Source organism: Rhizobium sp. YS-1r, from assembly GCF_000757525.1.
Classification (GTDB): Bacteria; Pseudomonadota; Alphaproteobacteria; order Rhizobiales; family Rhizobiaceae; genus Neorhizobium; species Neorhizobium petrolearium.
In genome coordinates, this window is record NZ_JPYQ01000009.1 from 126,645 (window position 1) to 139,342 (window position 12,698).

Annotated in this window: 15 protein-coding genes; 13 read left to right on the forward strand and 2 right to left on the reverse strand. The window is 59.1% G+C overall.

Features of this window, described 5'->3' with window-relative positions; translation table 11 throughout:
- Positions 1–3 precede the first annotated feature (3 nt).
- The 13 genes from urtD (at position 4) to JL39_RS09980 (ending at position 11,533) form a co-directional block, all read left to right on the forward strand.
- Positions 4–765, forward strand: a complete 762-nt coding sequence (gene urtD / locus JL39_RS09920; protein ID WP_037149253.1) for an urea ABC transporter ATP-binding protein UrtD — start codon at positions 4–6, stop codon at positions 763–765.
- A 2-nt stretch (positions 766–767) separates the two neighbouring features.
- Positions 768–1,463, forward strand: coding sequence for an urea ABC transporter ATP-binding subunit UrtE (urtE, locus tag JL39_RS09925; RefSeq protein WP_037149256.1), 696 nt, complete (start codon positions 768–770; stop codon positions 1,461–1,463).
- A gap of 221 nt (positions 1,464–1,684) precedes the next feature.
- The gene (locus tag JL39_RS09930) at positions 1,685–2,815 is read left to right on the forward strand and encodes a PHB depolymerase family esterase (protein ID WP_348270562.1); all 1,131 of its coding nucleotides are present in this window, start codon (positions 1,685–1,687) and stop codon (positions 2,813–2,815) included.
- Positions 2,752–3,597, forward strand: a complete 846-nt coding sequence (locus JL39_RS09935) for an urease accessory protein UreD (RefSeq protein ID WP_037149258.1) — start codon at positions 2,752–2,754, stop codon at positions 3,595–3,597. Before JL39_RS09930 ends, JL39_RS09935 begins: the two co-directional genes overlap by 64 nt.
- Before the next feature lie 18 nt (positions 3,598–3,615).
- Positions 3,616–3,918: an urease subunit gamma gene (locus tag JL39_RS09940; protein WP_037149263.1), complete on the forward strand. Its 303-nt coding sequence runs from the start codon at positions 3,616–3,618 to the stop codon at positions 3,916–3,918.
- Between the two features lie 19 nt (positions 3,919–3,937).
- Positions 3,938–4,243, forward strand: coding sequence for an urease subunit beta (locus JL39_RS09945; protein WP_037149266.1), 306 nt, complete (start codon positions 3,938–3,940; stop codon positions 4,241–4,243).
- An 8-nt stretch (positions 4,244–4,251) separates the two neighbouring features.
- Entirely contained in the window at positions 4,252–4,647 is a 396-nt protein-coding gene (locus tag JL39_RS09950; RefSeq protein ID WP_244446871.1) for a lysozyme inhibitor LprI family protein, read from the forward strand.
- Positions 4,648–4,703: 56 nt separating this feature from the next.
- On the forward strand, positions 4,704–6,413 hold the full coding sequence (ureC, locus tag JL39_RS09955) for an urease subunit alpha (protein WP_037149271.1): 1,710 nt from the start codon (positions 4,704–4,706) through the stop codon (positions 6,411–6,413).
- A 204-nt stretch (positions 6,414–6,617) separates the two neighbouring features.
- The gene (locus JL39_RS09960; RefSeq protein ID WP_037149273.1) at positions 6,618–7,160 is read left to right on the forward strand and encodes a peroxiredoxin; all 543 of its coding nucleotides are present in this window, start codon (positions 6,618–6,620) and stop codon (positions 7,158–7,160) included.
- 126 nt (positions 7,161–7,286) lie between these two features.
- Entirely contained in the window at positions 7,287–7,748 is a 462-nt protein-coding gene (gene ureE / locus JL39_RS09965; RefSeq protein ID WP_037149277.1) for an urease accessory protein UreE, read from the forward strand.
- Between the two features lie 6 nt (positions 7,749–7,754).
- Positions 7,755–8,426 (forward strand): urease accessory protein UreF, encoded by a 672-nt coding sequence (locus JL39_RS09970; protein WP_037149279.1) that lies wholly within the window; start codon positions 7,755–7,757, stop codon positions 8,424–8,426.
- Between the two features lie 42 nt (positions 8,427–8,468).
- Positions 8,469–9,080 (forward strand): urease accessory protein UreG, encoded by a 612-nt coding sequence (gene ureG / locus JL39_RS09975; RefSeq protein ID WP_037149281.1) that lies wholly within the window; start codon positions 8,469–8,471, stop codon positions 9,078–9,080.
- A 230-nt stretch (positions 9,081–9,310) separates the two neighbouring features.
- The gene (locus JL39_RS09980; RefSeq protein ID WP_037149282.1) at positions 9,311–11,533 is read left to right on the forward strand and encodes an adenylate/guanylate cyclase domain-containing protein; all 2,223 of its coding nucleotides are present in this window, start codon (positions 9,311–9,313) and stop codon (positions 11,531–11,533) included.
- A 12-nt stretch (positions 11,534–11,545) separates the two neighbouring features.
- On the opposite strand, the gene JL39_RS09985 is transcribed toward JL39_RS09980, so the two are convergent.
- The gene (locus tag JL39_RS09985; RefSeq protein ID WP_052182792.1) at positions 11,546–12,070 is read right to left on the reverse strand and encodes a YHS domain-containing (seleno)protein; all 525 of its coding nucleotides are present in this window, start codon (positions 12,068–12,070) and stop codon (positions 11,546–11,548) included.
- Between the two features lie 37 nt (positions 12,071–12,107).
- A complete protein-coding gene (locus tag JL39_RS09990; protein WP_037149284.1) occupies positions 12,108–12,698 on the reverse strand; it encodes an ankyrin repeat domain-containing protein in 591 nt (196 codons plus the stop codon).

The following is a 12,698-nucleotide window of genomic DNA, read 5'->3' on the forward strand; positions in this document are numbered from 1 at the left end:
CCGATGAACACGATTGCCGAAACGAGAACGAAGAGCCTGCTCTACCTCGAAAACGTCTCCGTTTCCTTCGACGGATTCAAGGCGCTGAATTCGCTTTCCTTCGTCGTCGAACCCGGGGAACTCAGAGCCATCATCGGTCCAAACGGTGCCGGTAAGACGACGATGATGGACATCATCACCGGCAAGACCCGGCCGGATACCGGCACGGTGCTCTTCGAGGATACGGTCGATCTTACGAGACAAGACGAGGCGGATATCGCCCAGCTCGGCATCGGCCGGAAATTCCAGAAACCGACCGTGTTCGAAAGCCATACGGTCTGGGACAATCTGGAACTGGCGCTGAACCGCGACCGCGGTGTCTTCGCGACGCTCTTCTACACGCTTTCCCCCGAAGACAAGGCGCGTATCGAGGAAATTCTCGAAACGATCCGGCTGACGCATCGAAGGCAGGAACTCGCCGCCAACCTCTCGCATGGCCAGAAGCAATGGCTGGAGATCGGCATGCTGCTCGCCCAGGAGCCGAAGCTGTTGCTGGTGGACGAGCCGGTCGCGGGGATGACCGATGCCGAGACCGTCGAAACGGCGGAGCTCTTGAAAGAGATCGCCAAGACGCGATCGGTCGTCGTCGTCGAACACGACATGGGCTTCATCCGCGATCTTGGCGTCAAGGTGACCTGCCTCGCGGAGGGTTCGGTGCTGGCGGAGGGCTCGATCGATTTCGTTTCGAACGATCCGAAGGTGATCGAAAACTATCTGGGGCGGTGACCATGCTGACAGTCAACAACGTCAATCTTCACTACGGCGCGGCACAGGCGCTGCGGGGCGTCTCGATCAATGCTGACATGGGCAAGATCACGTGTGTGCTGGGGCGCAATGGCGTGGGGAAAAGCTCTCTTCTGCGCGCCATTACCGGCCAGCACGCGGTGAGCGCGGGTACGATCAGCTTTCAGGGTGAGGTGCTGAACGGCCTGCCGCCCTATGCGCGCGCCAAGCACGGGATCGGATATGTGCCGCAGGGGCGGGAGATCTTTCCGCTGCTGACCGTACAGGAGAATCTCGAAAGCGGCTATGCGCCACTCGCCCGCAAGGACAAGTTCATTCCAGATGAAATCTTCTCGCTGTTCCCGGTCTTGAAATCCATGCTCGGCCGTCGCGGCGGCGACCTTTCCGGCGGCCAGCAGCAACAGCTTGCAATCGGCCGCGCTATGGTGACGCGGCCCAAGATCCTCGTCTTGGACGAGCCAACGGAAGGCATCCAGCCATCGATCATCAAGGATATCGGCCGGGCAATCCGCTATCTCCGCGACAGCACCGGCATGGCCATTCTGCTGGTCGAGCAGTATCTCGATTTCTGCCGGGAGCTTGCCGACCAAGTCTACATCATGGATCGCGGCGAGATCGTGCATGAAGGGGCCGCCGAAACATTGGATACGGCAGAAGCGAGACGGCATCTGACTGTCTGATGCTAGTATTTCGCCGGTGAATGTTTGTATCGCATCGCAGTATTTCGTGCGTTTCATATCGGGCTGATGTGTGTTACCAAGGCCGTGTTTAGGGCATATTCCGCATATCGTTGACACACCACTCTTGCACCCATGATGAGGCGCTGATGGAATTTGCATGCGTTGCTGGTAGGCTTGCCAACACTGCTCTTACTCGCATGATCGCGGTAGGGGCTTTTTTCTTGGCTGCAAGCGGGGCCTATGCGGGTTGCGGCCAGCCGATGGAGCCGGGACGCCATCCGATGGTTGTCGAGGCCGACGGCACCATTCGTTCTGCGGTCTATTTCATCCCGTCCTCCTATACCGGCAAGGACAAGGTTCCGGTCGTTTTCGATTTGCATGGCAGCAACAGCAATCCAGATGGCCAACTGAACAGAAGCTCGTGGGACAAGGTGGCGGAAAAGAACGGCTTCATTGTCGTTGCGCCGCAAGGCAGCCTGCCCGGCAAGTTTACCGGCACCTATGCCTGGAACGTTCCTTTTGTGACCAGGCAAGAGGGCGGCCTCGACGAGATCGCCTTCATTCAGCAGGCGCTGAAGACCGTGAAGGAGGAATTCTGTGTTGATCCGGCCCGCATCTACGGATCGGGTTATTCCGGCGGCGGTCGCATGCTCTCGGCCTATCTCTGCTCCGGCCGCGACGATTTTGCAGCCGTCGGCGTCGTGCATTCATTGCGCGCCGGCCGCCCCGTGGAGATCGGCGGGAAATGGGTGCCGGATCAGGCCAATTGCAATCCGGCCCGCCCCGTCTCGATCATGGCTTTCGCCGGCCTGAAGGACACGGCGAACCCTTACGCCGGCGGCGGCAGCGCTTACTGGCAATACGGTTTCAAAGTAGCGATCCAGCGCTGGACGGAACTGGACGGCTGCAAGGGCGACGGCAATCCCAAGACCGTCGAGGATGTTACGTTCAGCCTCTACGGCGCCTGCAAAAGCGGTGCGCGCATTGTATCCTATGTCTTTGCCAATGGGACGCATGCCTGGCCGAAGCAGGCTCCTGCGACGGAAGCCGTGCTGGCGGCCGCCAAGGACGGCGCCGCGAGCGTCGTCCCGGCCGTGTCCGTCGCGTCCGCCAAGCCCGCGTTCGATCCGAATGTTGATCCTGCGTCGCGGATGTGGGAGTTCTTCGGTAAGGCCGACAGTACCGATGTCGTCGCCACCGCCGTCCCGGTCAAGATCAGTTCCGGGACTGCGTCTGGCACGGGTGTTGCATCGGACTGCGGAACGCAAGCCGATCTTCAGGGGAATACGTGCAACAGCAGCCAGCCGACCGATATGCGCCGCAGCGGGCAAGAGGGGCAGGGCGCCTTGTAACCAAGGCTTTCGGCGGGCGCACGAAGCTTGCCGAATTCTTCCAGGAAGGCTGCGCAAAAATACGCCTTCCAGAGACATTTTCGCCTGAAATGGAGGCGATCCTCATCAATACGTCAGGGGGACTGACGGGCGGCGACGCGATCGAATGGTCCGTCGCCGCTGCGGCTTCCACGAAGCTTTCGATCACCACCCAGGCGAACGAGAAGATTTACAAGGCCGCCGCCGGTACGGCCTCCGTATCCACCCATATCACCGTGGGCAAAGATGCTTGCCTCCACTGGCTTCCTCAGGAAACCATCCTTTTCGACCAGGCCTCGCTGACGCGCAGGCTCGATGTCGATCTTGCCGAAACCTGCGAATTCCTGGCTGTCGAAGCCGTGCTGCTTGGTCGCAAGGCCATGGGCGAGGCGGTTCGTGGCGGTTTCTTCCGCGATCGCTGGCGGGTGCGCCGGTCAGGCAGGCTCATCCACGCCGAAGAGATGAAATTCGAAGGTGAGATCTGGCGTCTCACAGACGCTGCGGCGGTGCTGTCAGGGCAGGTCGCCTTCGCAACCCTTTTCTATTCCGGTCCGCTTGCCGAGGCGCTTTTCCCGAAACTGAGAGCTTGCCTCGCCGGTACGTCGGGCGGCGCGAGCCCGTGGACTGGCGGTGCCAGCCACTGGAACGGCAAGCTGGTCGCCCGGCTTGTGGCGCCGACCGGATTCGAACTGAGAAAAATCCTGGTACCGGCAATTTCCGTATTGCGTAACGGCGCGCCAGTGCCGAAAGTCTGGAACATCTGATCTTATTGCGGGATTCCCATGAACCTCACCCCCAGAGAAAAAGACAAGCTTCTGATCGCCATGGCGGCGATCGTCGCCCGCCGCCGGCTCGAACGCGGCGTCAAGCTCAACTATCCGGAAACGGTGGCGCTGATCACCGACTTCGTCGTGGAAGGTGCGAGAGATGGCCGTTCGGTGGCCGATCTGATGGAGGCCGGTGCGCATGTCGTCACCCGCGATCAGGTGATGGAAGGGATAGCCGAGATGATCCACGACGTGCAGGTGGAAGCGACTTTTCCGGACGGGACCAAGCTCGTCACCGTGCATGAACCGATACGTTAATTCACTGGGAGATTGAATCATGATTCCGGGCGAAGTGATTGCAGCAGAAGGTGAAATCGAGCTCAATGCCGGTGCGCCGACCGTTGCCGTCGAAGTATCCAACACCGGCGACAGGCCGGTTCAGGTGGGCAGCCATTACCACTTCTTCGAGACCAACAATGCTCTCTCCTTCGACCGGGAAAAGGCGCGTGGCATGCGGCTCGATATCCCTGCAGGGACCGCAGTCCGCTTCGAGCCCGGTCAGACACGTTCCGTCACGCTGATCCCGCTTTCGGGCAAGCGCGCCGTCTATGGCTTTCAGCAGAAGATCATGGGTGCACTGTGAGATTGACGATTGCCGCCGCCATTCTGGCGTTTTCCGCGCTTCCCGTCCTCGCTCAAGAGCCGAAACCTGACTGCAAGAACCCGATCACGCAGATGGAGATGACCTATTGCGAAGAACAGGAGCTGGATGCCGCCGACAAGATACTCAACGCGGAGTATCAGAAGGCCCGCAAGGCCATGAAGACCTGGGACGCCGATGCGGAGGGGAATTTCAAGGGGGCTGAAGATGCGCTCGTAAAGGCGCAGCGCACCTGGATCGCCTATCGCGACGCGCAGTGCGCATCCTATGGATTCCAAGCCCGCGGTGGCACGATGGAGCCGATGCTCATCTACGGCTGCCAGGCGGAGCTTACCCGCAAGCGTACCGAAGAACTCAAAGACCTGATCGAGGCTATGGGGAACTGAGTTCCCCATAAGCGTACCGTTTTTGAAACTGGCCGAAATTCAAAGGTAGACCGACCATGCCCCACAAGATGTCCCGCGCCGCCTATGCCAGCATGTTCGGTCCGACCGTGGGCGACAAGGTCAGGCTGGCCGATACCGAGCTCTTCATCGAGGTGGAGAAGGACTTCACCACCTATGGCGAGGAGGTGAAATTCGGCGGCGGCAAGGTCATCCGCGACGGCATGGGCCAGAGCCAGGCGACGCGGGCGGAGGGCGCGGTCGACACCGTGATCACCAATGCGCTGATTGTCGACCATTCCGGCGTCTACAAGGCTGATGTCGGTCTCAAGGACGGCCGCATCCATGCGATCGGCAAGGCTGGCAATCCGGATACGCAGCCGGGTGTGACGATCATCGTCGGCCCCTCGACCGAGGCGATCGCCGGCGAGGGCAAGATACTGACCGCCGGCGGTATGGATGCGCATATCCATTTCATCTGCCCGCAGCAGATCGAAGAAGCACTGATGAGCGGCGTCACCTGCATGCTGGGCGGCGGCACCGGCCCGGCGCATGGCACGCTTGCCACCACCTGTACCGGCGCCTGGCATATCGAACGGATGATCGAGAGCTTCGATGCTTTCCCGATGAACCTCGCACTTGCCGGCAAAGGCAATGCGTCACTGCCGAAGCCGCTCGAAGAGATGATCCTGTCCGGCGCCTCTTCGCTCAAGCTGCACGAGGATTGGGGGACGACGCCGGCCGCGATCGACAACTGCCTGACAGTCGCCGATCAATATGATGTGCAGGTGATGATCCACACGGATACGCTCAACGAAAGCGGCTTTGTGGAGGATACGGTCGCAGCCATCAAGGGACGCACCATCCACGCCTTCCATACCGAGGGGGCGGGCGGTGGGCACGCTCCGGATATCATCAAGGTCTGCGGGCAGCCGAATGTCATTCCATCCTCCACCAACCCGACCCGGCCTTATACGGTCAACACGCTCGCCGAACATCTCGACATGCTGATGGTCTGCCATCACCTGTCGCCGTCCATTCCCGAAGACATCGCCTTTGCCGAAAGCCGCATCCGCAAGGAAACGATCGCGGCGGAAGACATCCTGCATGATATCGGCGCCTTCTCGATCATTTCTTCGGACAGCCAGGCTATGGGCCGTGTCGGGGAAGTGGCGATCCGTACCTGGCAGACAGCCGACAAGATGAAACGCCAGCGCGGACGGCTGAAGGAAGAGGCCGGCGACAACGACAATTTTCGCGTCAGGCGCTATATCGCCAAGTATACGATCAACCCGGCGATCGCTCACGGTGTCAGCCACGAGATAGGCTCCGTCGAGGTCGGCAAGCGCGCCGATCTCGTACTCTGGAACCCGGCCTTTTTCGGTGTGAAGCCGGAGATGGTGCTGCTCGGAGGTTCGATTGCGGCTGCCCCGATGGGCGATCCGAACGCATCGATCCCCACGCCGCAGCCGATGCACTACCGGCCGATGTTTGCCGCCTACGGAAAGCTGAGGACGAATTCCTCGATTACCTTCGTCAGCCAGGCATCGCTCGATGCCGGCCTATCCCAGCGCCTCGGCGTCGCCAAGAAACTGGTGGCGGTCAAGAACGTCCGCGGTGGTATTTCCAAGGCGTCGATGATCCATAATTCGGCGACCCCGCATGTGGAGGTCGATCCTGAGACCTACGAAGTCCGCGCGGATGGGGAACTCCTGACCTGCGAACCAGCCACCGTGCTGCCGATGGCTCAGCGCTACTTCCTGTTCTGAGATCGAATTCAAGGCGTAGGCGACAATGAACCGGTGGACATCGACCGGGTGGTCCCTTGTCACTCACGTATGCACAGAGCGCATGGCTGTTATGTCGCAGACCTTTGATGCTGCACTGCAAGATATTTTACGTTAGTTTTTGTCGTCTCATTCAGGCGGTCCCCCAAGCCGTCGATTTTCCACGATTTTAGGAGAGTTGAATCCATGCTTATTGGAAAACGCATTCCCAATGTGACGTTCCGGACCCGCGTGCGCGACGAATCGATCGGCGGTCCGAATCCATTCCGTTGGGAAGATAAGACGACAGCAGATTATTTCGGCGGAAAACGTGTCGTACTCTTCTCTCTCCCGGGCGCCTTCACGCCGACCTGCTCGACCTATCAGCTGCCGGATTTCGAAAAGCTTGCCGGCGAGTTCAAGGCAGAAGGCATCGATGAGATCTACTGCATCTCCGTCAACGACGCCTTTGTCATGAATGCCTGGGGAAAGAGCCAGAACCTTGAAAAAGTGAAGCTCATCCCGGATGGTTCGGGTGAATTCACCCGCAAGATGGGCATGCTGGTCGCCAAGGACAATCTCGGCTTCGGCATGCGTTCCTGGCGTTATGCGGCTATTATCAATGACGGCATCGTCGAGCAGTGGTTCGAGGAGGAAGGTTATTCCGACAACTGCGATTCCGACCCTTACGGCGTTTCTTCGCCGCAGAACATCCTGGAAAATCTGAAGTCGACCAAGATCGCCGCTTGATCTGGTGTATTCCGCTTCATCCAAAACCCGGACGCGAGTCCGGGTTTTTTTGTTCACTGCCCAAAAGTCTTGCTCGCGGCGGCAAGCTCCGCAATGATGCGGTTTTCGCAGACAGACGAGTGTCCCATGCAGCATATCCGTTCCTACCATCCCGCCGGCGTCATCACTGATCCGCCCGTCGACGTCGTGACCTTGCCGCACGACCTGCGTCATCTGCGCCGCAAGCTGCTGCATCTTTCCAACGGTGACATGGTGATGCTCGACCTCAAGGATGCAGTGCTCTTCCACCACGGGGACCGTCTGGTGCTCGACAATGGCGACACTGTCGAGGTGCGAGCCGCACCCGAAAAGCTCTTCGAGGTGACGGCGCGCGACGCGCTGCACCTGATCGAGCTTGCCTGGCATCTCGGCAACCGGCATCTTTCGGCGCAGATCGAGGAAGGCCGTATCCTCATCCTGCGCGATCACGTGATCCGGTCGATGCTCGAAGGGCTCGGCGCGATCGTGACGGAGGTTGAGGAACCGTTCCAGCCGGCTCGCGGTGCCTATCATTCCCATGGTGGGCATTCCCATGGCCATCATGATTGAGCCTGCATGAGCCAGGGCCTCGATACACCGGCGCTGCTGAGACTGATGGCCTGGTTGTCGCCGGCCTTCCCGATCGGCGGTTTCGCCTGGTCCGGCGGGTTGGAGCGGGCAGCATTCGACGGTCTGGTGAAAGATGCAGGAAGTCTGGCCGGTTGGCTTTCGACCCTGCTGCAACATGGTGCGTTATGGAACGATGCGGTGCTGTTTGCGGAAGCCTGGCGGCAGTTCGAGGATGAGGCTTCGCTGAAAGAGACAGCGGAGCTGGCGCTGGCGCTGGCCGGTTCGGCGGAGCGGTTCACCGAGACGCTCTCGCTCGGCAAAGCTTTTGTTGTCGCAGCCTCCGCCTGGCCGCATCCGGCTTTCGATCGCCTGCCGAAAGATGTGCCGTTTCCGGTCGCTGTCGGTTCGGTGGCTGCCGCACATGGCGTCCCGTTGGACCAGGCGCTCGCTGCCTATCTGCATGCGATGGTCTCGCAATCGGTCTCGGCCGGCATCCGGCTTGGCGTCTGTGGGCAGACGGAGGGAGTCAAGGTCCTCGCAGACCTGGAAGGATTGATCGGAGAGGTTGCCAAGAATGCCGCGCGGGCGACGACGGATGATCTCGGCGGTGCCACGGTGCAGGCGGAGATTGCATCACTCCGACATGAAACGCAAAACACGCGGCTTTTCCGTTCGTAGGAACAGGCTAAAGCTGGTCAGGAAAATGAGAAAGGACGGCATATGAAATCGGCGAACGGCCCCTTGCGCGTCGGTATCGGCGGGCCTGTCGGCTCTGGTAAAACGGCGCTGACGGAAAAACTTTGCAAGGCGATGCGGGAAGACTACTCCGTCGCGGTCGTCACCAATGACATCTATACCAAGGAGGATGCCGAAGCGTTGGTGCGCATGCAGGCGCTCTCATCAGACCGTATCGTCGGTGTCGAAACGGGCGGCTGCCCGCATACAGCGATCCGCGAGGACGCGACGATCAATCTTCAGGCGATCGCCGGCTTGACGGAGCGAATTCCGGACCTCGACGTGGTCTTCATCGAATCCGGCGGCGATAATCTGGCGGCGACCTTTTCACCCGATCTTGCCGACATCACCATCTATGTGATTTCCACCTGCCAGGGGGAGGAGATTCCGCGCAAAGGCGGGCCGGGCATTACCCGCTCGGACCTCCTGATCATCAACAAGAAGGACCTGGCACCTTATGTCGGCGTCGATCTCGACGTGATGGATCGCGATGCATCTCGCATGCGCGAGACAAAGCCGCATCTCTTCACCGATCTGAAGCGCGGCGAAGGCGTGGACCATGTGGTCCGGTTCCTGAAGGAACAGGGCGGGCTCTGAGCCGCCCGAGGCAGGCTATGCAAACAATGCCGGCCGGTGGCTTTGTGCCACCGGTCAGTGTTGAGCGGCCGGGAGCGCCTCGTCGCCGAGTTTCCCGACGGGGAGACGCCACGCCGCCCTCTACCTTTGCCTTTTCGGCTTCTCCTCCAATCACAAGCTGAATCGCTTGTTTGATGGCTTCGGCGCCGCGTGTGTTGTAACATAATCGCTAATATATTCTGTGAGGGAGCATGGAACGCCGTCTCGCAGCCATCCTGATTGCAGATGTCGTCGGTTACAGCCATCTGAGCGAGATCGACGAGGAGAGAACACGAGCGCAATTTCACTTCGATGCCGAAAGCATCTTCTTCCCCGCAATTGAAACCAACAATGGTCGGTTGGTGAAAACGATAGGGGATGGTCTTCTTGTGGAATTTCATAGCGTCGTCGATGCGTTGCGTTGCGCGCTCGACGTGCAGGTTCTGAAAGCCGAGCGAAACGCTTCGGTTCCGCCGGATCAGCAAATGCAGTTTCGCATAGGCATCAACCTTGGCGACATTATCGTCGAGGGAGAGGATATCCATGGCGACGGGGTCAACATTGCAGACCGGATACAGGCGCTTGCGGAACCCGGAGGCATAGCAGTCTCCGGTTCCACCTATGATCAGCTGAAATCCAAGCTTCCCGTCGGATATCTGTCGCTCGGCCGGCAGAAGATAAAAGGTATCGCCGAGCCAATCAGGGTCTATCGCGTTCTGCTTCAGCCCGCTGCGGCCGGGAAAACGATCGCCAGCAGAGGGCGCTGGTGGCCCTGGGTCCATGTCGTCACAATCCTAATCTGCGGGCTTCTCCTGGCGAGCATGGTTTACTGGTGGCAGCCCTGGTCGCCTTCGCAATCTCAGGGAGCGATAGGCCGCTTTGCCTATCCCCTGCCGGACAAGCCGTCCGTTGCCGTCCTGCCTTTCATCAACGTGAGCGGTGATGCGACGCACGATCACCTTGCGGAGGGATTGACGGACGATCTCATCACCGAATTGTCCAAGGTGTCCGGTCTTTTCGTCATCGCACGTCATTCGGTCTTCGCCGTTCGCAATACGTCCGGGACGATCCAGGACGTTGCTGCCGAATTGGGGGTCCAATATGTCCTGGAGGGAACGCTGCAACGGGATGGGCTTCGCCTGCGCATCAATGTCAAATTGATCGAGGCGATGACCGGTCTTTCTCTTTGGGCGGAGAAATATGACCGGAAATATGCCGACCTGTTCGCGGTTCAGGATGATGTGATCGGCAAGATCATATCGGCCCTCGCGGTGAAACTGAGCCAGGGCGAACGGACGCAACTGGCACGCATACCGACCGACAATCTGGAAGCATACGATTATTATATGCGGGCCGAGCATGAAGGCTTCATATACGGCGACGTCGCCACCTATCGCCGAACGCTGTCTTTCTACCAGAAGGCCATCGATCTTGATCCCGGTTTTGCGAATGCGCATGCTGGCATCGCCCGCGTGGCGGTCGACGTCTGGCGGAACGACTACAATTTCCTGTGGTCTGCGGCCATTGCCAGGAAGATCGCCTATGACGCTGCCGGGCAGGCTCTGAAGCTGGACCCGAACAACGCGCGCGCCCATGCGGTCCTTGCATTGTTGCAGTGGGTTGACGGCCGCGAGACGGAGGCGCTGGAGTCCGCCAAAACAGCAATCGCAGCGCAGCCGAACGACGCCGAGGCCTATGGTAATCTGGCACTCATATTGGCCCATACCGGCAGCCGAGGGCAGGCGATCACCGAAATCGAGAGGGCGTTGCGACTCGACCCTTCGCCGGCGCCCGGATTCCAACTGCTCGCCGGTATCGTCTTTTATACGGCGCGGGAATATCGGCGGGCTATCCCGCTGATCGAGGCGGCGCTCGGCGACCTGCCCAGAGCCGAACCGGCGCGCGAATATCTCGCCGCCGCCTATGCCAGTGAGGAGGATCAGGCACGCGCTGAACAAGAGGCAGGAAAACTTCTCGAGCTATTTCCTGAAAGCAACCTGACCTACTACAGTTATCTTTATGATTACTGGCGCGACGAAGATCTCGATCGTCATCTGGCAGCACTGAAGTCAGCCGGCGTGCCGCAATGGCCTTTCGCTTTCCAAGGCAAGGATGCCGATCGTGTCAAGGGAACGGATCTCCGCGATCTGATCGACAGCCGGACATGGGTCGGCAGGCACAAGAACGGTACCGATTTCATGCAGTATTTCGACAAGACCGGAAAAACGGCCTATCGCAGCACCAACACAAACATCACTGGCGTCGTTGAAATTCAGGACGACAGTCTGTGTGAAAAATTCGATGGGTATTTTCTGGACAGATTGGTATGCGGTCAGGTTTTCCGCAATACGGATTCAACCGGGCGGAACGATACCTACGTCCATGTCACGCCGCGCTCCCTGCAGTTCTTCTCATTGGTACGCGATGGGCACTAATCTTGAATCCGGTCATTGGGCAGCAGGATGCAGCCAGTCTCCGTGCATTTTTTCAGAAATCAGCGTCTGCTGAACTTCGGACCAGTGCCTTTGCGAATCGACGACCTTTGTGGGGTTCTTTTCCATACCTTCAGCGGCGCCGGGGTCGTAACTTATATAAAGTTTGCCATCGATGATGCGCCAGGCACGCGGGTCGACATTGGTGGTTACCGTTCCGAACGAAACGCCGTCGGCGCAATAGCCGCCATATTGAGGCGCATAGCTGGATGGGTCCTTGACGAAAAGATCGCGGTTTTCCGCGCTCGAAAAATGCCAGACCGCTCCGAGCCAGCGATGGGAATATTTTTCGCTCCCTTCAACAGCTTTGCCTTCGACAAAATAAGCAACCGGATCATATCCCTTGATTGCGACATCGCCAAAGTAACCGGTGTTGACCACATCTTCCGCAAAAGCCGGCTGGGAGAGTGAAATCAACATGGCAGCGCCGCCGATGGCCAATATGTTCGGCATGCATGCCTTCAGACCGTTGCGAGACATCTCAGTCCTCCATTCGTATTTCGTCCCAAGGATCAGGCTATTTGCGCCTGATGCATTCGTTGTAGAGCGGCTCCCCGACGAGTTCGGCTTTCTGACAGACCGCTCCAGCCTTCATTAAAAGTTCGGCAACATCCCAATAGCCGCGCCATCCGGCTTGCGTGAGGGGGGTATAACCGTTCCTCTCGGCGGCTTCGATATCGGCCTTGTGTGCCAATAGAAAGGCCACGACGTCGGCATGACCTTCTTCCGCCGCTGCATGCAATGGCGACATCTTGTAAAAGTTCTTGGCATCATTGACGGCCGCGCCCTTTGCCACGAGCAGTTTCACGACATCCAGATTTCCGGCATAGGAGGCAGCATGCAATGCAGTCAGTCCGCCTTTGTTTCGGACCTCTATATCGGCGCCTCTTTCGAGCAGAAGCGCCACGGCATCGACCCGACCCTTTAGAGATGCCAGTACAAGTGCCGGATCTCCCGCCTCGTTCGGTTCTGACATATCGGAGCCGCCATCCAGCGAGCGCTTGATAAGCTCCAGATCTCCCTGTTCAGCGGCATCTTGCAGAGGGCCAGCCGAAGCAACACCGGCGACCAGCACAACGGCAAAGAAGATTGATCCAAAGGAAACCAC